The sequence below is a fragment of the Nitrobacter sp. 62-23 genome (assembly GCF_001897285.1).
Classification (GTDB): domain Bacteria; phylum Pseudomonadota; class Alphaproteobacteria; order Rhizobiales; family Xanthobacteraceae; genus Nitrobacter.
In genome coordinates, this window is record NZ_MKSM01000134.1 from 31,316 (window position 1) to 49,872 (window position 18,557).

At 61.2% G+C, this 18,557-nt stretch carries 15 protein-coding genes; 7 read left to right on the plus strand and 8 right to left on the minus strand.

Translation table 11 applies throughout. The features are described from left to right. Positions 1-174: 174 nt before the first annotated feature. Positions 175-1,611, minus strand: coding sequence for a M48 family metalloprotease (locus BGO16_RS16535; protein ID WP_292620135.1), 1,437 nt, complete (start codon positions 1,609-1,611; stop codon positions 175-177). A gap of 103 nt (positions 1,612-1,714) precedes the next feature. On the opposite strand from BGO16_RS16535, the gene BGO16_RS16540 reads away from it, so the two are divergent. The 3 genes from BGO16_RS16540 to BGO16_RS16550 all read left to right on the plus strand — a co-directional run bounded on the left by BGO16_RS16540 (position 1,715) and on the right by BGO16_RS16550 (position 6,450). Continuing rightward, a complete protein-coding gene (locus BGO16_RS16540) occupies positions 1,715-2,902 on the plus strand; it encodes an aminotransferase class I/II-fold pyridoxal phosphate-dependent enzyme (protein WP_292620137.1) in 1,188 nt (395 codons plus the stop codon). A gap of 218 nt (positions 2,903-3,120) precedes the next feature. Beyond that, positions 3,121-5,241, plus strand: coding sequence for a sodium-translocating pyrophosphatase (locus BGO16_RS16545; protein ID WP_292620139.1), 2,121 nt, complete (start codon positions 3,121-3,123; stop codon positions 5,239-5,241). A gap of 651 nt (positions 5,242-5,892) precedes the next feature. Further along, complete coding sequence (locus BGO16_RS16550; RefSeq protein ID WP_292620141.1) at positions 5,893-6,450, plus strand: CreA family protein; 558 nt, start codon at positions 5,893-5,895, stop codon at positions 6,448-6,450. 53 nt (positions 6,451-6,503) lie between these two features. Here the strand turns inward: BGO16_RS16550 and BGO16_RS16555 are convergent, their stop codons facing one another. The 6 genes from BGO16_RS16555 to yghU form a co-directional block, all read right to left on the minus strand. Next, positions 6,504-6,749 (minus strand): DUF6719 family protein, encoded by a 246-nt coding sequence (locus BGO16_RS16555; RefSeq protein WP_292620143.1) that lies wholly within the window; start codon positions 6,747-6,749, stop codon positions 6,504-6,506. Between the two features lie 46 nt (positions 6,750-6,795). Beyond that, complete coding sequence (locus BGO16_RS16560) at positions 6,796-7,095, minus strand: hypothetical protein (RefSeq protein WP_292620145.1); 300 nt, start codon at positions 7,093-7,095, stop codon at positions 6,796-6,798. A gap of 304 nt (positions 7,096-7,399) precedes the next feature. Next, complete coding sequence (locus BGO16_RS16565) at positions 7,400-8,176, minus strand: DUF2161 family putative PD-(D/E)XK-type phosphodiesterase (protein WP_292620147.1); 777 nt, start codon at positions 8,174-8,176, stop codon at positions 7,400-7,402. Between the two features lie 36 nt (positions 8,177-8,212). Beyond that, the gene (gene fabA, locus BGO16_RS16570) at positions 8,213-8,755 is read right to left on the minus strand and encodes a bifunctional 3-hydroxydecanoyl-ACP dehydratase/trans-2-decenoyl-ACP isomerase (RefSeq protein WP_292620149.1); all 543 of its coding nucleotides are present in this window, start codon (positions 8,753-8,755) and stop codon (positions 8,213-8,215) included. Positions 8,756-8,943: 188 nt separating this feature from the next. After that, entirely contained in the window at positions 8,944-9,624 is a 681-nt protein-coding gene (fabG, locus tag BGO16_RS16575; RefSeq protein WP_292620151.1) for a 3-oxoacyl-ACP reductase FabG, read from the minus strand. Positions 9,625-9,670: 46 nt separating this feature from the next. Beyond that, positions 9,671-10,543, minus strand: a complete 873-nt coding sequence (gene yghU, locus BGO16_RS16580) for a glutathione-dependent disulfide-bond oxidoreductase (protein ID WP_292620153.1) — start codon at positions 10,541-10,543, stop codon at positions 9,671-9,673. A gap of 125 nt (positions 10,544-10,668) precedes the next feature. On the opposite strand from yghU, the gene BGO16_RS16585 reads away from it, so the two are divergent. From BGO16_RS16585 to BGO16_RS16595, 3 genes are all read left to right on the plus strand, one after another. Continuing rightward, positions 10,669-11,358, plus strand: a complete 690-nt coding sequence (locus BGO16_RS16585) for an ROK family protein (protein ID WP_292620155.1) — start codon at positions 10,669-10,671, stop codon at positions 11,356-11,358. A 163-nt stretch (positions 11,359-11,521) separates the two neighbouring features. Next, positions 11,522-11,917 (plus strand): hypothetical protein, encoded by a 396-nt coding sequence (locus BGO16_RS16590; RefSeq protein WP_292620157.1) that lies wholly within the window; start codon positions 11,522-11,524, stop codon positions 11,915-11,917. A 1,182-nt stretch (positions 11,918-13,099) separates the two neighbouring features. Further along, positions 13,100-16,744 (plus strand): nitrate reductase subunit alpha, encoded by a 3,645-nt coding sequence (locus BGO16_RS16595; RefSeq protein WP_292620159.1) that lies wholly within the window; start codon positions 13,100-13,102, stop codon positions 16,742-16,744. Between the two features lie 619 nt (positions 16,745-17,363). Here BGO16_RS16595 and BGO16_RS16600 read toward each other — a convergent pair. Then, the gene (locus BGO16_RS16600) at positions 17,364-17,747 is read right to left on the minus strand and encodes a hypothetical protein (RefSeq protein ID WP_292620161.1); all 384 of its coding nucleotides are present in this window, start codon (positions 17,745-17,747) and stop codon (positions 17,364-17,366) included. Positions 17,748-18,395: 648 nt separating this feature from the next. On the opposite strand from BGO16_RS16600, the gene BGO16_RS16605 reads away from it, so the two are divergent. Then, on the plus strand, positions 18,396-18,557 hold a 162-nt coding region (locus tag BGO16_RS16605), incomplete at its 3' end, for a 4Fe-4S binding protein (protein WP_292620166.1).

The following is an 18,557-nucleotide window of genomic DNA, read 5'->3' on the forward strand; positions in this document are numbered from 1 at the left end:
AATCCACTTCGCTAGTGTCCCCATTCCGAAGTTCGTATACCCTTGCAGCAACCACTGATGCGAACTTCGGAATCAAAGGGACACTAGCAACTTTATGATTCTAGTGTGGTTTAGGTTCAGAAGTTCGCTTGACGGACTTGATTGAGCACTGAAGCGAACTTCTGAACCACCACACTAGTCTTTCTTGTCGGGCATTTTAGCTGAAACGATGTCGTCGGCCTTGACCCAGCCGGGCGTGCCGATGGCGAAACGGGTCTTTGCGCGCGATGCCAGCTCGCGCGCAGTCTTGTTGTCGCCGCGCAGGAATGCAGCCTGCGCCGACGCGAGGTCGGCTTGGGCGTAATCGCCCTTGCGGCCGTAGGCCATTGCAAGCTGCATATATCCGAGCGGCGCTTCAGGCTCGCGAGCCAGCGCAGCGCGCAGGATTGCGATGGCTTCATCGGTGTTGGCCGTATTGTTCGAGGCCACGAGCGCCTGCCCGAGCAGCATCTCGATGAGCGGGGCGTTGTGGGACAACTGGACCGCCCGCCGCAGCGGCGCAATCGCTTCCGCCGGGCGGCCTCCCTCAAGCAGCGCCTGGCCGCGCACCTCGTGGAAATAGGGATTTTGCGGCTGCAGCTTGATCAGCGCGTCGATCTGTTCGATGGCCACGCGAAGATCGCCGTGCAGGTAGGTGCTGATGGCGTGGGCGTAGCGCGCGGGCAGGCTGGTGTCCGACAGCGGATAGCGGCGGTATACGGTGTCCTGCCGTTCCATGAATGCCGATATCTTGGCGCGCACCATGTCGTGGCGCATTTGCAGGGCCGGATCGTCCTTCTTGTCCCAATTGGGACTCGTCCTGGCGAGTTCGGCGAGCGCGGCGACGCGGTCAGCCGGCATCGGATGCGATTGCACATAGGGATCGGCGCCGCGCGCGGCGAACAGGCTTTCGTCGGTGAAGCGCTTGAAGGTCTCGTACATGCCGCGCGCGGATTGACCGGTGGCGGTCAGGAATTTCACGCCGGCGCGGTCGGCGTTCTCCTCCTGCTGGCGCTGGTAGGACAACAGGCTGCGGCGCGCGATCTCCTGCGGCGCGCTGATCGCGGCTGCGCCGATATTGCTGGCGGCGCTGTTGCTGCCCCCGTTGGCGGCTCCCGCGGCGAGGGCGCCGGCGCCGAGCAACATGGCGATGATCAGTTGGGTCTGGGTTCGGGCGAGTTGCTCGCGGAACTTGGACAGATGCCCGCCGGCGAGATGCCCGGTCTCATGTGCGAGCACGCCGATCAACTGGTTCGGCGTCGTCGATTGCATGATCGCGCCGTAGTTCACGAAGATGCGGCGGCCGTCGGCGACGAAGGCGTTGAACGTCTTGTCGTTGATGATGACCATCTGGATATTCCGCTTCTCCAGTCCCGCCGCGCGCAGGATCGGGCGCGTATAGTCGCGCAGCAGTTGCTCGGTCTCGGTATCGCGCAGCACCGGCGGTCCCTTGGCCTGCTGGGCGCGAACCGGCAGCGAGGCGCTCACGAGCGCGCAGGCGGTGACCAGCGCAGTGAGCTTTGACAAGACGCGACGCGCGGGGGCAGGGGGCCGCCGGGTCGTCGTTTCTTTGGTAACCGCTTTTGGAATCATTGGACCTGGTTCGAATACGGTATATGTCCTAACAACCCGCCGAATACGGCGGTAACGCGGCTTCAGTGACGTGGGCGCAGCGAGAGCGCATTAACAGATTTCCATGCTCGATGCGACATTGAGAGACCAGGCCAAAGGCTTGCTGGCGGCATCTGGCCGCAGCCGGGTTCCGCCGTTCATGGTCATGGACGTGATGGCGGCGGCGGCGCGGATCGAGGCCGCGGGTGGCAATGTCATCCACATGGAGGTCGGCCAGCCCTCGGCGCCGGCGCCCCGTACCGCGCTGGATGCGGCCCGCGCCGCGCTCGATCGCGGCCGGATCGATTACACCTCCGCGCTCGGCATTGCCTCGCTGCGGACGCGGATCGCGCAACACTACCGCGACGCCTATGGCTGCACGGTCGATCCTGAACGCATTGTCGTGACCACGGGGTCGTCGGGCGGCTTCATCCTGGCGTTCCTGGCGATGTTCGAGCCGGGCGACCGGGTCGCGGTGACGGTGCCCGGCTATCCGCCGTATCGGCATATCCTGACCGCGCTCGGCTGCGAGCCGGTGCCGATCGAGACGTCGAGCGAGAACCGTCACGCCCTGACCGGAGAGGCATTGCTGGACGCTCATCGCAGGACGCCGCTGAAGGGCGTGCTGGTCGCAAGTCCGGCCAACCCGACCGGCACGATGATATCACGCGAGGCGTTGGCGCATCTGATGGCGGCCGCCGAAAGCGAAGGCATCCGTTTTATTTCCGACGAGATCTATCACGGCCTCGACTATGCGTTTCCCGCGGTGACCGCCGTCGAGCTTTCGCCGCACGCGGTGGTGATCAATTCGTTCTCGAAATATTTCTGCATGACCGGCTGGCGGGTGGGCTGGATGGTGGTGCCCGAGCAACTGGTGCGGCCGATCGAGCGGCTGCAGCAGAACCTGTCGATTTCGGTGCCGACGCTGTCGCAGATCGCAGCCGAGGCGGCATTTTCGGGTCGCCAGGAGATGGAGATCGTCAAGCACGGCTATGAGGCGAACCGAAACCTCCTGATCGCGGGTTTACCTCAGGCCGGATTGAGCGAATTCCTGCCGGCGGACGGCGCCTTCTACCTCTACGCCGACGTCTCGAAGTTTACCTCCGACAGCCACGAGTTTGCCCGGAAGATGCTGGAGGAGGCGCATGTCGCCGCGACCCCCGGCATCGATTTCGATCCGGTGCGCGGCCGCTCCTTTGTGCGCTTTTCCTATGCCCGCTCGGCAGCCGAGATGCGCGAGGCGGTGGCGCGGATTGCGCGGTGGCTGGCCTGAGGCTCTGCGGTCCTCCGCAAGCGCCAGCATTTTATTGCAATTCCTTACGGAATTCGGCGGTTTAGCCGCAAGGCGGCGTTGCGCCGGAGGTTCGATTTTGGCATGGTCCCGCCCGATTTAAGGTCGCCTTGCAACGAGGCGAACTTCGTTTTCCGGTATGTCCGTTCGCGGGCTCGCGGCTTTGTCGGGGCAACTTCAGGGATTCCGAGGCAAATTCAATGACAGCACTAGTAGTGATCGTGCTCTGCGGAGCGCTTTCGATCGTTTATGCCATCTGGGCGACCTCGTCCGTATTGGGGGCCGATGCGGGAAATCCGCGGATGCAGGAAATCGCCGCCGCGGTGCGCGAGGGCGCGCAGGCCTATCTGCGCCGGCAGTACACCACGATCGGAATGGTCGGCATCGTGATCTTCGGACTGCTCGCCTATTTCCTCGGCGTGCTGGTGGCCGTCGGCTTCGCCATCGGTGCGATCCTGTCGGGAGCGGCCGGCTTCATCGGCATGAACGTTTCGGTTCGCGCCAACGTGCGCACCGCGCAGGCCGCGACCAAATCGCTGGCGGGCGGGCTTGAGCTTGCCTTCAAGGCCGGCGCGATCACGGGCATGCTGGTCGCTGGCCTCGCGCTGCTCGGCGTGACGATCTATTTCGCCTATCTGACTCACTTCGCCGGCTACGCCGCGAACAGCCGCACGGTTGTCGATGCGATGGTCGCGCTCGGCTTCGGCGCGTCGCTGATCTCGATCTTCGCCCGTCTCGGCGGCGGAATCTTCACCAAGGGCGCCGACGTCGGCGGCGACCTCGTCGGCAAGGTGGAAGCCGGCATTCCGGAAGACGATCCGCGCAACCCGGCGACGATTGCCGACAACGTCGGCGACAACGTCGGCGACTGCGCCGGCATGGCCGCGGACCTGTTCGAAACCTACGCGGTGACGGCGGTCGCCACCATGGTGCTGGCCGCGATCTTCTTCGCGACGTCGCCGCTGCTCGTGAACATGATGACGCTGCCGCTCGCCATCGGCGGCATCTGCATCATCACCTCGATCATCGGGACGTTCTTCGTCAAGCTCGGCGCCAGCGAATCGATCATGGGTGCGCTCTACAAGGGCCTGATCGCCACCGGCATCCTGTCGTTGATCGGGGTCGGCGCCGCCATCTATTGGCTGGTCGGCTTCGGCCCGCTGGACGGCGTCAGCTATACCGGCCTCGAACTGTTCGCCTGCGGCGTCGCCGGCCTGGTCGTCACGGGGCTGATCATCTGGATCACCGAATACTATACCGGCACCGACTATCGGCCGGTGAAGTCCATCGCGCAGGCCTCGGTGACCGGACACGGCACCAACGTCATTCAGGGCCTTGCGATCTCGATGGAAGCCACGGCGCTTCCGGCGATCGTCATCATCGCCGGCATCCTCGTCACCCACAGCCTCGCGGGCCTGTTCGGCATCGCGATTGCCACCACAACGATGCTGGCGCTGGCCGGCATGGTCGTGGCGCTGGACGCCTTCGGTCCGGTCACAGACAATGCCGGCGGCATTGCCGAAATGGCCGGCCTGCCGAAGGAAGTGCGCAAGGCGACCGATGCGCTCGACGCGGTCGGCAATACCACGAAGGCCGTCACCAAGGGCTACGCGATCGGCTCCGCCGGCCTCGGCGCGCTGGTGCTGTTCGCGGCCTATAATCAGGACCTCAAGTTCTTCATCGGCGACGCCGCAAATCACGCCTACTTCCAGGGCGTCAATCCGGATTTCTCCCTGAATAATCCCTACGTCGTGGTCGGCCTGCTGTTCGGCGGTTTGCTGCCTTATCTGTTCGGCGCGATGGGCATGACCGCGGTGGGACGCGCGGCGGGCGCGATCGTCGAGGAGGTGCGCCGCCAGTTTCGTGAGAAGCCCGGCATCATGCGAGGCACCGACAAGCCCGACTACGGCAAGGCCGTGGACCTGCTGACGAAGGCCGCGATCAAGGAGATGATCATCCCGTCGCTGTTGCCGGTGCTGTCGCCGATCGTTGTCTACTTCGCGATCTACGCGATCGCCGGCGGCGGTGCTGCCGGCAAGTCCGCTGCGTTCTCGGCGGTGGGCGCCATGCTGCTCGGCGTGATCGTGACGGGTCTGTTCGTCGCCATCTCGATGACCTCCGGCGGCGGCGCCTGGGACAATGCCAAGAAGTATATCGAGGACGGCCACCACGGCGGGAAGGGCTCCGACGCGCACAAGGCGGCGGTGACCGGCGACACCGTGGGCGATCCCTACAAGGATACGGCGGGCCCTGCGGTCAATCCCATGATCAAGATCACCAATATCGTGGCGCTATTGTTGCTGGCGGTTCTGGCGCACTAGTGGTCCAATTCTAACATTTGCATCCCGTTGCGGCAGGGAGTTCCTGCAAATGTTAGAATCAAAGGACCACTAGCAACTATCAGGTTTCTAGTGGAGTTTTGAATTTGACATTCGCCTGACGGGTTTGCTGCAAAGTGGGTAGCAAATGTCAAATTCACTCCACTAGCATCCGATTTGAGGACTCGTGAAACGGGTCTGATCAAGAAGCTGGAGACTTGTACTGTTTCCGTGGAACGGGGAAGTCTCCAAGACGCTGCGACCGGACGAACCTCGTGGCGGGTAAACGACTGAATCAAAAGGGCGGGATTGATCCCGCCCTTTTGATTCAACGCGAACGCGGGTCCCTGTCCGGAGGTTCGCCAGCAGGAGCGGACAGCCCGGGCGGGACACCTGATGAGTGCCAGCGCCTGGCGCTGGACGCAAAGATCAATGTTCGCTCGCGCCTTCGCTTCCAGCGAATCCTTTCGGACGTTCGTCTGACAGCCCCTCCATCACACGTTTACTCCGCGCGCAAATCGATGGCGTCGCTCCGGTTAAACCGTGTGAATCCGTTCACATGAGTCTGATGCCGGCCATTTTGGGCAGTCGGGGTATCTTTCCGCGGGAACCTAGCGATCCTACATTGGCCTGACCCAGCAAACGGAGCGAATGATGACATTTCAAGGTCAGACTGAATACAGGCACCGTAGGACCTGGACCCCCTGGGTCTTCGCCATTCTGGCGGTCGCTGTGCTCGCCGGAACTCATGCCCATGCGGCGGAAGAACCCGATTTGATCTTTCGCCGCTCGACGGTATTCAATCTCCTGACCCCGAATGACAAGCTTGCGACCTATGGCGTCGATGACCCGGAGGTCGAGGGCGTCGCGTGTCATTTTACCGTGCCGGAGAAGGGTGGCATCAAGGGCTGGCTGGGAGTGGCGGAGCAGGTTTCGGACATTTCGCTGTCATGCCGTCAGATCGGGCCGATCCATTTCAAGGGAAAGATGAAACAGGGCGAGGACATGTTCCAGCAGCGGCGCTCGTTGTTCTTCAAGAAGATGCAGATCGTGCGCGGCTGCGACGCAAAACGAAACACACTGGTCTACATGGTTTATTCGGACCGGCTGATCGAGGGCTCACCGCAGAATTCGACCTCCTCGGTGCCGATCATGCCATGGGGCGCCGCGGATACGAACGTGCAGAAATGCGCGGACTTCATTTCCAAATAGGCTTGTCCAAACAGGCTTGGTCAGAACTTGCGAGCGGTGATTGCGATCGGCATTCACCGCTTCGGGCCGGTGCGTGATATGCACTTGCGCGCGGGAATGACACCGGTCGGCGCGAGCTTTGCGCCCGAGATTTCCTTGATCTGTCCAGCCGGGCACGACCCGTCGTCGACAAGGATGCGTTCGCCCAGCCGCAGATTGACGATGTCGGCTTCGCGCGACACTTGCGCGGCATTTGCTGCGGACGCTGCAACAATCAGCACGCCGATCGCGAGAAGCAGCGTGTCGCGGATATCCGGCAATCCAGGCCTCCCATCATGTCTCGACCGGGCAGGTGCAGGATCCGGATCAGACTCGTTTATCGTTGCCGAATCTGCGGACCATGCGGCGCTCGACCACGACCGAGCGCAACGCGCCTTGCTCGCCGGCGATCACGCGTGTCGTAGGCGATCGCGCGACGGTCCGGGCGGTTTTCTTGACCTCGGCGTGAACGATATGAAGCGGCATTCCGATCAGCGATGCCGCGATCTCGGCCTGCGAGTCGAGATCATCGGTGATCCCGGTGGCCGCGAAGATAGCTTCCTCCAGCGTGGGAGGATCGCGGCGAACCCGCCGGATGCCATATTTCGTCTGCCAGCCTTCACTCATCATGTGCCTCTATTCACCTCAATGACATTGACAGCATCGCGCTTCAGCGCGTGCCTGACTTTTCAAAGAACGCCGCTTCTTCCGCTTGTTCCGTACACAACGTCGTTGATTCGATTCAAAATCGGAACCTACGCATAAAGCGGCGCGAACCGTTCAATCTAACGCCATCGCTTGAGTCCGATTCACCTGCGTTAAATCAGCCTCTTCGGTTTCCACTTTGCGTGAGCGCGACTCTTCGAGTCGAAATCATGCCCCAGGAAATCCTAAGCTGCATCTCAATACGGGATTTGCCGTAGCAATACAGCTATGCATTTTGACGCGCCGGTGGGCTTTTCCCGCCGGATTCGGTTGTGCATTTCGACGTCCCGGCGCCGGGAGCAGGTGCCTTCATCCGCCGCTCATCGTCAGCCGGGACTGGTGCCGCTTCGGGAAAATGCTGCGGCCATCGTTTCAGCGCGGCATGGCCCGCGTCGGTCAGGGCATAGATTCCGCGGTCGACGCGGTCGAACCATCCGTAGACGTTGTGGAGAAGGATTTTTCCGGCATCCGGATTTTCCGGCCTCAGCTCCCGCACGCGGCGCGGACCCACGGCCATTGCGGCCGCACAGCTCAACGCCTGCTGGCGGTAGGCCGTCATGATCGGCATCCGTGAGGTGCCACCGGCAACCGGATCGCCCTTGCGGCGCTGGTGTTCCGTGACCAGCCGGGAACGTTTTTTGGGATTCCGGCGCGGGTTGACGGTGGCCGGCGCGACCAGCACTTCGACGCCGCCATGGTCAGTTACGCCGAGCATCCCGAAGCCGAGCCGCCGGCACAGGTTGCGATAGCGAGCATCGCTCTCGCGGCCTTTGCCGCGCGCTGACAGCCTGGCGGCAAGCCAGACCTCATCACAGGCGCCGGCGCGTTCGACGCCTTGAAGGATCAATTCGAGATTGAAGCTGAGCTTCAATTCGCCGATCACCACAAGAGGCGGATCGTCGCCGCTCAGCGCCACCAGATCGCAGCCGCCGACTTCGCCCTTGACCGTGAAACCAAGGCTTTCAAGATGACGTTTAACCGGAAGATAAAGAGCGGTTTCCACGTTGCGGCACTCCGGACGACTCACGACTTGAAGTTATCAGACAGTCGTTTCAACTGACGAGTCGGGAAGGTGCTTAAACAGGCCCATCCTGAGACCGCTGGCGCGATAGATCACCTCGCCATCGGCGCAGACTGTGCCGTCGGCAATCGCCATCACCAGTTTCGAACGCAGGACGCGCTTGATGTCCACGGTGTAGGAAACCGTGCTGACGTCCGGCTGGATCTGGCCCGTGAACTTCAGGTTGCCGACGCCAAGGGCACGAGCCCGCACGTTCCGGTCGCGGCCGAGCCAGACCAGATAAAATCCCACCATCTGCCAGAGTCCGTCGAGGCCAAGGCAGCCGGGCATCACCGGATCGTTGTGAAAGTGGCAGCGGAAAAACCAAAGGTCCGGTTTGATATCGAGTTCCGTGCGCACCAGTCCGCGGCCGTACCGCCCGCCGTTTTCCGTGATCTCCGTGATGCGGTCGAACATCAGCATCGGCGGCAGCGGGAGTTTCGGTTCCGCTGCGCCGAACATTTCGCCCCGGCCGCAGGCCAGCAGATCCTCGTAGTCGTAGCTGCTGCGGAGATTTAACATGCGTTGCTGATCCTGCAGGAAACACTGAGGAAAAGGAAACGGTCAACAGCAAGATTGGTCGATTTCTAAGTTGCCGGCCGGGATATTAAGGTACCCGCGACGGTGCCGCTCGATTGAAGGACGGGAGCCTTAACATCGGGTTACTACGGCGATGTTGTATTCAATATGATATAACGTGTAGTCAAGTTCTAAATACGTCCACGCACGGGAACCAGTGCTCCGGTCACCGCACTTGCCGCATCACTTGCCAGAAACAGGATGACGTTCGCCAGTTCATCCGCCGTTACCCAGGTCGCGAAGTCTGCTTTGGGCATGTCCTTGCGATTGGCGGGCGTGTCGATGATGGTGGGCAGCACGGCATTGACGGTGACCTTGCCCTTCAGTTCCGCGGCGAGTGCTTCGGTCAGACGATGCACCCCGGCTTTCGAGGCGGCATAGGCGCCCATGCCGGCGCCAGCCTGCAATGCCGCCATCGCGCCGATGTTGATGATGCGCCCCGCGCCGGATGCAAGCAGATGCGGGATCGCGGCCCGCGAGGCGTTGAGCGCCGTGGCCACGTTGATCGCGTAGAGGCGCTGCCAGGTGCTTGGGTCGCCATCAGCGACGGTTTCGAATGCGAACGCGCCGGCGATATTGATGAGGACGTCGAGCCGGCCGAAATGTGAAGCCGCCGCATCGATAGCCTTCATGGCCAGCGCCGCATCGGACAGATCGACGCCGCCGAGGTGGATCCGGCTGGTCGTGGCGTCGCCGTCCGCCGCCGTCCGGTCGATGCAGGCCACGCGCGCGCCGCACGCGATGGCGGCATCCGCGACGACCTTGCCGAGCGCGCCAGAGGCTCCGGTGATGACGACGACTTTTCCGTGCATGAAGGAGTCTCCCAGGTCGGTAACGACGGCAGATGATGCGGGCGCGTCAGGCCGGCTTCGCCAGTTTGTCCTGCGTTCGCGTCTCGAAATCGGAGGCGTCGTGGCGCTCGTGGAGTTGGCTCGCAGGATCGCCGGAGGAACGGTTGACCATGCGGCCACGTTTCACCGCGGGCCGCGCGCCGATCTGCCGGGTCCAGCGCTGCACGTTTCTGTAGCTCTGGACGTCGAGAAAGGTGGCGCTGTCGCCGTAGAGCAGGCCCTGGGCGAGGCCGCCGTACCATGGCCATACCGCGATATCCGCGATCGTGTATTCGGGGCCGGCAAGGTATTCGTTGTCCTTGAGCCGGCGGTCCAGCACGTCCATCTGCCGCTTGGTCTCCATGGCGAAGCGGTTGATGGCGTATTCGATCTTCTCCGGCGCATAGTTGTAGAAATGGCCGAAGCCGCCGCCGAGATAGGGCGCGCTGCCCATCTGCCAGAACAGCCACGACAGGCATTCGGCACGCGCCGCCGGGGTCTTCGGAATGAAGGCGTCGAATTTCTCCGCAAGATGCAGAAGGATCGCGCCGGATTCAAACACGCGGAACGGCTCAGGTCCGGAGCGGTCCATGAGCGCCGGAATCTTCGAGTTCGGGTTGATCTCGACAAAACCCGAGCCGAACTGCTCGCCGTCGATCCGGATCATCCAGGCGTCATACTCCGCGCCGGTGTGGCCAAGCGCGAGCAACTCCTCGAACATGATCGTGACCTTCTGGCCGTTCGGCGTTCCCCGCGAATAAAGCTGGAAGGGGTGCTTGCCGACGGGCAGCGCCTTTTCGTGGGTCGTTCCCGCGGTGGGGCGGTTGACGGACGCAAATCTGCCGCCGTTCTCCTTATCAAACGTCCAGACTTTGGGCGGCGTATAAGGTGCATCGGTCATCAAGGAAGCTCCGGAAAAAAGCGCGATTTTTGAGGGGTCAGTTAGACCTGAATGGCCAAACGTGCAAGCACACGGGCGCGAGACGGAACGAATGAAGAAGGTCGCACGTTGACGGAAAAGCCAAGATGAAAACACGCCGTACCTCAAAATCCGCCCGGACCATTCTCGCGATCGATGTCGGCGGGTCTCACGTCAAGGTGATGACCAGCAAGGATCGGGTCAAACGCGCGTTCGAATCCGGACCCGACCTCACCGCGAAAGAAATGGTGCGCAAGGTCAAGGCGCTGACGAAGGACTGGTCCTGCGACGTCATCTCCATTGGCTATCCCGGTCCTGTCGCCGGCAATCGCCCGCTGCGCGATCCCTTCAACCTAGGCAAGGGATGGAGGGGTTTTGACTTCCAGAAGGCGTTCGGCAAACCGACCAGGGTCGTCAACGATGCGCTGATGCAGGCGCTCGGTGGTTACCGGGGAGGGCGGATGCTGTTTCTCGGGCTCGGCACCGGCCTTGGCTCCGCGATAATCGCCGATGGCGAACTGGAGCCGATGGAGTTGGGCCACCTGCCGTATCGGAAGGGCAAGACTTACGAGGACTATGCCGGAGAGGCCGGGCGCGAGCGTCGCGGCGACAAAAAATGGCGCAAGCATGTGACCGATATCGTCAGGCAACTTACCGCCGCGCTGGAGCCCGACGAGGTGCTGATCGGCGGCGGTAATGTCGAACATCTCGACACGCTGCCGGCGAAATCGCGCCGCGGTGACAACGCCGATGCGTTCGAGGGCGGATTCCGGCTGTGGAAGGGCAAGTGGTGTTAAGCGTGGGCCGCAATAGCGGAGCGCGTTCTTCCTTCATTTGCGGGAGGCGGATGAGCTTGCGCCATCGACCCTACGAGGTCTGAGCGTGAAAAAGCGCGATGACGATGACAAATAGATTCAGGGACGGCGCGCCGGTTCGGCGCGCGCGTTCGTCGGAATTTGAATGGCCCTGCGGTCGTCGACCGTTTATGGTCAGCCCATGTCGCGACTTCTGTGCCTATCGATCGCCATCGTCCTGTCGCTCTCGTCTGTTGCGGCGGAAGCTGCGCCGCGTCACAAAAAGCAGGTGCAGCGCCAGCACAATTATGGCTTTCTGCCGGGCTATCGCCAGCCGTTGAACAACGCCGCGCCGCTGTTCAAGCAGGAGCCGGTCGTGCTGCGCAACGCACGCCGCGAGCGGCGCCATTGGTTCATCGGTCCGACCCCGTATTACTACTGGTATGACGGCACGCCGTATTACTTCGGCCGCCCCGGCTTTTACCGCGGCCGCTATAACGGCGGCAGCATCGGCCCGTGCTGGACGCAAACGCCGATCGGACCGGTGTGGACGTGCGGGTGATGATAGCAAGATGAAACCGCGGACAATCACCGCGTCTTCGCCAACACTCATACATATAACACTCATACATATACAGGTCGGCGGCTTTAACAGGATCGACCCACGGGCAAGTTTCTTTGCCTTTCTCAAGATGCAATGCAGATGCCTTTACCTCTGCGACCAGGAAGACATCACCTCACCGACACCATTTGACGTGCGCGTCGGACGCCAACCAGCCTTCGACTACGTGTTCAGCCTGACGCAACCGCGCAGTGCGCCGCCTTCGCGCAACTCGCGCATCCTGTGAAAGTTCGTAAGTCCACATCGTATCGCTTCGTCTCTGCAGCCTAAGCAGAAGCGCTGGCGGCGGTTTCGTGCGCGGGCAGGCGGCCTCAACGACAAATGGCTTGTTTAGGAAACCTTTACGAAACGGAGTCACGTAGTCCGCCCATGACAATGCGCGCGCTGCAAACTTAGTCATCTAGTTATCACATAAGATGCTGCTGCGCTTTCCGTCAGCAGAAGTCGTCAGCCTCGTCAGCGCTCGCAGCAAACTCCATCCTGTTTTTTGTGTTGGGATTTGCCCGCTAATAATAGCGTTTATGCTTAAACAAGACGACTGTTTGAATTGCTAAGACGACGAAGTGCCTCTGTGCGCAATCGACATCGGCATCACCGATCGCGCGTGCTCAATGTTGTGTAGTTGATCGACCGGTCGCGATTACCGCAGAGGAGGTCGTCGCATCGCGCATGGGTTGCGCCGTTGCAAAAACCAAAAACTCCGGTCTATGTTAAAACATCATCTGGGATAGATTCCACCCAACTGCCGCAAGGCTGATGACTTCCACTGCGGTCTTGACCGCGGTGGAAGTGTTCACCTCTAACACCACCCGAGTGGTGGATTTCGTTTGCCTGCAAATGAGCGGGCGGACTCTCGCCGCGACTGATCCTGCGCGCGACGAACGACGGGAGGAATAACACCTCCCGGCGAAGGATAGTCTGTTGGAGAAGGTAGAGGCGCGATGAGCGGTGTCGATATAGCGGCCAGGCGAGAACCAGAGACTGGACGAAGTACGGCTCCGTACGACGGCGGTTGGTTTACGGATGAGTACGCCAACGGCCGGATGGGCAAGATAAAAGAATCTAAGTGACAGAATGTGAGTGACGGCCGCGCGGCCGGACGAACACACCGAGGAGACGCTTATGAGCTGGATATTGGATCTCGTTAACCCACGGGAGCGCAAGTGGGAAGAGTTCTATCGCAACCGCTGGTCCCACGATAACGTCTTCCGCAGCACGCATGGCGTGAACTGCACCGGCGGCTGCTCCTGGGCGATCTACGTCAAGGACGGAATCATCACCTGGGAAATGCAGCAGACGGACTATCCGCTGCTTGAGCGCAGCCTGCCACCTTACGAGCCTCGTGGCTGCCAGCGCGGCATCTCCGCCTCCTGGTACGTCTACAGCCCGATCCGGATCAAGTATCCCTACGTCCGCGGTCCGCTCTACGACATGTGGAAGGAAGCGAAGGCCTCGTTCCCGGATCCGGTGCAGGCCTGGGCCTCGCTGGTCGGAGACGACCAGAAGCGCCTGCGCATGCAGAAGGCGCGCGGCAAGGGTGGTTTTCGCCGCGCCAAGTGGGAAGAATTGAGTGAGATGATTGCGGCGGCTTGTTTGTACACCGCGCGCAAGCATGGGCCGGACCGGGTGATGGGCTTCTCGCCGATCCCTGCGATGTCGATGTTGTCGTTCGCGGCCGGCACGCGCTTCCTGTCGCTTTTCGGCGGCTGTTCGATGAGCTTCTACGACTGGTACGCCGATCTGCCGACATCGTTCCCGGAAATCTGGGGCGACCAGACCGACGTGTGCGAAAGCGCCGACTGGTACAATTCGAAGTTCATCGTCTCGATGGCATCGAACCTGAACATGACGCGCACCCCGGACGTGCACTTCATCTCCGAAGCGCGCACCGAGGGAACCAAGTTCGTGGTTCTATCGCCGGACTTCAGCATGGTCGCCAAGTATTGCGACGAATGGATTCCGGTCCAGGCGGGGCAGGACACGGCGCTGTGGATGGCGGCCAACCACGTCATCCTCAAGGAGTACTACATCGACCGCCAGGTCCCGTACTTCATCGATTACGTCAAGCGCTACACCGACCTTCCGTTCCTTGTCGAACTGGAGCCCAACGGGAATACCTACAAGACCGGACGCTTGCTGCGGTCGAAGCGCATTGCGCGTTATCAGGACGTCGAGAACGCCGACTGGAAGATGCTCGTCATCGACGAGAAGAGCGGCGAGCCCCGGGCGCTCAAGGGTCAGGTCGGCGATCGCTGGGGATCCACGCACGGCAAGTGGAACCTGTCGGCGGAGGATACGCTGGACAACAGCCCGATCGATCCGGTGCTGAGCTTCATCGATAAATCTGACGGAGTGGTTCAGGTTGGCTTCGACGACTTTGCGAACGGTCGTGTTGTTTCGCGCGGCGTTCCGGTGAAGCGGATCGCGACGGACAAGGGCGATGTGCTGGTCGCCACCGGCTTCGACATCATGATGTCGCAGTTCGGTCACAGCCGCGGGCTGGAAGGCTCGTTTGCGACCAGCTACGACGACGAGGATGCACCTTACACGCCGGCCTGGCAGGAGCGTCACACCGGTATCGGCCGTGAAACTGCGATCCGGTTTGCGCGTGAGTTTGCGACCAACGCGGAACTCACCAATGGCAAGTCCATGGTAATCGTGGGCGCCAGCGCCAACCACTTCTATTACAATAACCTCTGTTACCGCTCGGCGACGGTTGCCCTGATCCTGTGCGGCTGCTGCGGCGTCAACGGCGGCGGCATCAACCACTACGTCGGCCAGGAAAAGCTTGCGCCGGTTGCGCCGTGGGCCACGGTTGCTTTGGCTCTCGACTGGGCCAAGCCGCCTCGGCTTGTGCAGTCGTCGACCTGGCACTATGCCCATAGCTGCCAGTGGCGTTATGAGCAGGAGTTCACCGAATATGGCCTGACGGCGCCGAACCCGCGCTGGGCCAAGGGTCACGCGATCGACCTCCAGGCGAAGGCGATCCGTTGTGGCTGGATGCCGTTCACCCCGCACTTCAACCGCAATCCGATCGAGGTTGTGGCGGACGCTGAGCGTGGTGGGGCGAAGACCACGGAAGATATTGCGACTTACGTCGTCGACCAGGTTGCCAGCAAGAAGGTCAATTTGGCGATCGACGATCCCGACGCAGCGGAGAACTGGCCACGCGTGTGGTTCATCTGGCGCGGCAACGCGATCCAGTCGAGCGCCAAGGGGCACGAGTTCTTCCTGCGTCACTATCTCGGTGCGCATGACAACGTGGTCGCGGAAGATCGTGCGAAGGGCAAGTCGACGAGCGTCAAGTACCACGAGACCGCTCCGCGCGGAAAGTACGACCTGGTTGTCGACATCAACTTCCGGATGAACACGACAGGACTATACTCCGACATCATCTTGCCGACGGCGTTCTGGTACGAGAAGAACGACCTGAACACGACGGACCTGCACTCGTTCCTGCACGTGCTGGGGCAGGCGGTTCCGCCGGTGTGGGAATCGAAGACCGACTGGGAGATCTTCAAGCTGATCGCCAAGAAGGTCAGCGAGATGGCGCCGCTGGCGTTCTCCAAGCCGGTACGTGACGTGGTTCTTCAACCGCTGATGCACGATACTCCCGACGAGATGTCGCAGCCGGAGATCCTGGACTGGGCCGAGGGCGAGTGCAAACCGGTGCCGGGCAAATCCTTTCCGCACGTGCGGGTGGTCGAGCGTGACTACGCGAACTTGTACAACAAGTTCATCTCGTTCGGCCCCAAGGCGCGGGAGGAAGGTGTCTCTGCGGTTGGCGTGCAAATTCCGATCAGGAAACAGTACGACCAGATGCTCGAGAATCCGGTCATGCCGATGCCGGATCCGAGACACATGCGGTGCGTGGAATGGGGTGGCAAGCGTTACCCGAGCCTTGAAGACGTTCTCGATGCCTGCAACACCGTGCTGTTGTGCGCGCCGGAAGCGAACGGCGAGGTGAGCTATCAGGGCTTCTTGAACGAGGAGCAACACATCGGTCTGCCGCTCGCTGATCTGGCCGAACCCACCCGAAGCGTCTCGTCGACGTTCTACGACCTGACGCGTCAGCCGAGACGGATTCTCACGAGCCCGTGCTGGACAGGTTTGGTCAACGATGGCCGTGCTTACTCCGCCTGGTGCATGAACGTCGAACGGCTGGTGCCGTGGCGGACATTGACCGGCCGGCAATCGTTGTACCTCGATCACCAGTGGTACCTCGACTTCGGCGAGCACATCCCGACCTACAAGCCGCGGCTCAACCCGCGCAAGACCGGCGATATCGTGAAGAGCCTGGTGGATGACCGCTCGCTGGTGCTGAACTACATCACGCCGCATGGTAAGTGGAACATTCACTCCACCTACAAGGACAACCACCGCATGTTGATGCTGTCTCGTGGCATGGATCCAGTGTGGATCAATGACCGGGATGCGGAGAAGGTGGGTATCGAGGATAACGACTGGGTCGAGGTCTACAACGACAACGGTGTGGTCGTCACCCGTGCCAACGTCAGCCGGCGAATTCAGCCGGGCATCTGCATGTACTACCACGCGGTTGAGCGTACGGTGTACATTCCGAAGTCGCAGGAGCGTCAGTGGCGCGGCGGCGGTCACAACAGTCTGACGCGCATTCGCATCAACCCGCTGTTCCTGGCGGGTGGATATGCCCAGTTCACGTATGGCTGGAACTACTGGGGTCCGACAGGCATCTTCACGCGCGACACGCACGTTGTCGTGCGCAAGATGGAGAAGCTGGAATGGTAGCGCGACATCGCGACGCATAACCAGCCATAAGAGTACGAACTCGCGCCCCGCGCAGAATTGCGCGGGGCGCGCGCGCTTGTACCAGACAGCCTTCCATGCGCTCACGCGCTTGCCTCGAACCCACCAGTTTGGTGGGTTTTTTTGTTTGCTGCATGTGCATGTGGAGGAGGCGGTTCTCGACGCGATCCTGCGCGCGCAAAGACGAACCAACGGAGAAAATAACTCTCTCGGCGAAAGAGAGCCCTCGGAGATGGAGCGTGTAGCCGGACAAGACCTGCGATTGAATTCCTTGACCGGGAGACCGGGCTGGAGGTTATCGGGTTCGCGCCTTTCGATCCCGCAAACTTCGACGCGCGGTTCCCGTCAAGATCAGCAGCAATCGTATCTGCAGTCGTTTTTTGTAGGCTGCCACGCCGCTAATTCGGCCCCGGTTCCCGCTTGTCGAAAAAGTGATCGTCTTCCATGGAATAGGAGGAACTGAGCGGGCACGTTGATGTTGAGGCCAAAGAACGCACGGTCGTATTGGAGGAGCTCATATATGTGCGACTACAGTCTGCATCACGTTGCTTCTCGGCCTGCCAAGGTCGCCGATAAGCTGGTCACGATGGAACTTGGAAAATCAAACGTGCACGGCTTCGTTGCCGTGGGGGAACTCGGTCCCAAGCTTGTCATTCATGACAGTCCGCCCGAACTGGCAGTCTGCCTGTTGCCGGGAACGGAACTTGCCTTCGACGAAAATGTTCGGTTCAGGCGCCAGCTCCGTTTTTTTGGCATGAGATTCTGGGGCAAGGCGCGGGTGGATCATAAGGTGGCGAGCTTCCGAAAGATTGACGAGGACAATCTGCACGTTCAGCACGACGCTCTGGAATTTCCGGACGGACAAATCCTCAAAGTCGCGCAGCTCGTTCCCGGCCAGACCGCGACGGTGCTGCAGTTGCCGATCAATGCACAGCGCGACGACCACGATCATGCGCACGTCGGGCATGGTGAGCGCGCGCGCCATTCTCGGGTCGCCCTGGATCGGGCTTCGGCCAGACCGGGAATGTGGGTGCCGAGCCTGGAAACGATGATGCTGTGGGATGCGGTTCGCGGCAAGACCGCTGATCTTTCGTTTGCGTTGACCCAGTCATTCCGGCGTTTGGCGGCTCACAAGCAGCGATCGCTTTCCGAAGCGACGACGCCTGCGGATTCTGGAGCATTCCAGATCAATTTCCGGAATGGCGTATCGACGACGGCTTTGCCGAGGAACTCCGCGGATCAGACTCGGGAGGAGAAGGTCAAGTCTGCTGTTTAGTTAGTGGACACGCTGTCTGGCCGAACCTGCTTAGTCCGCGTCAAGAAGTTCGATAGGTGGGCGCCGGTGTAGCGACGCCGCCACTGGAAACGCTCACGTCGAGAGCGTGACAAGTCGCGGCATCGACGGATCGACGGTCCGGGGGCCGTCCGCGCGGCACAGCGCCAATGCTGGACGGGCCAGCCTTGGCTTTGGTGAATTCGCTACCGCTCGCACAGTACGGCCGACGGCAGCGCAGTCGCATAAGCGCAATAAGCGCACGTGCATGAGGCATAAAAAAATCAATCAGAGACCGAAATCAGAAACCAAAAATCAGATGCCATAGCAACGAGCTATAGGAACGAAGGAGCACCGCACATGGACATTCGAGCTCAAGTTTCGATGGTCTTTCACCTGGACAAGTGCATCGGCTGCCACACCTGCACCATTGCGTGCAAGAACATCTGGACCGATCGCAAGGGCACCGAGTACATGTACTGGAACAACGTGGAGACCAAGCCGGGCACCGGCTATCCGACA

Excerpts from the sequence above, each read along its gene's own strand:
- BGO16_RS16535 (WP_292620135.1), bottom strand. The coding sequence starts at position 1,611 with ATGATTCCAAAAGCGGTTACCAAAGAAACGACGACCCGGCGGCCCCCT.
- BGO16_RS16540 (WP_292620137.1), top strand. The coding sequence starts at position 1,715 with ATGCTCGATGCGACATTGAGAGACCAGGCCAAAGGCTTGCTGGCGGCA.
- BGO16_RS16545 (WP_292620139.1), top strand. The coding sequence starts at position 3,121 with ATGACAGCACTAGTAGTGATCGTGCTCTGCGGAGCGCTTTCGATCGTT.
- BGO16_RS16550 (WP_292620141.1), top strand. The coding sequence starts at position 5,893 with ATGACATTTCAAGGTCAGACTGAATACAGGCACCGTAGGACCTGGACC.
- BGO16_RS16560 (WP_292620145.1), bottom strand. The coding sequence starts at position 7,095 with ATGAGTGAAGGCTGGCAGACGAAATATGGCATCCGGCGGGTTCGCCGC.
- fabA (WP_292620149.1), bottom strand. The coding sequence starts at position 8,755 with ATGTTAAATCTCCGCAGCAGCTACGACTACGAGGATCTGCTGGCCTGC.
- fabG (WP_292620151.1), bottom strand. The coding sequence starts at position 9,624 with ATGCACGGAAAAGTCGTCGTCATCACCGGAGCCTCTGGCGCGCTCGGC.
- yghU (WP_292620153.1), bottom strand. The coding sequence starts at position 10,543 with ATGACCGATGCACCTTATACGCCGCCCAAAGTCTGGACGTTTGATAAG.
- BGO16_RS16585 (WP_292620155.1), top strand. The coding sequence starts at position 10,669 with ATGAAAACACGCCGTACCTCAAAATCCGCCCGGACCATTCTCGCGATC.
- BGO16_RS16590 (WP_292620157.1), top strand. The coding sequence starts at position 11,522 with ATGGCCCTGCGGTCGTCGACCGTTTATGGTCAGCCCATGTCGCGACTT.
- BGO16_RS16595 (WP_292620159.1), top strand. The coding sequence starts at position 13,100 with ATGAGCTGGATATTGGATCTCGTTAACCCACGGGAGCGCAAGTGGGAA.
- BGO16_RS16600 (WP_292620161.1), bottom strand. The coding sequence starts at position 17,747 with ATGGCGCGCGCGCTCACCATGCCCGACGTGCGCATGATCGTGGTCGTC.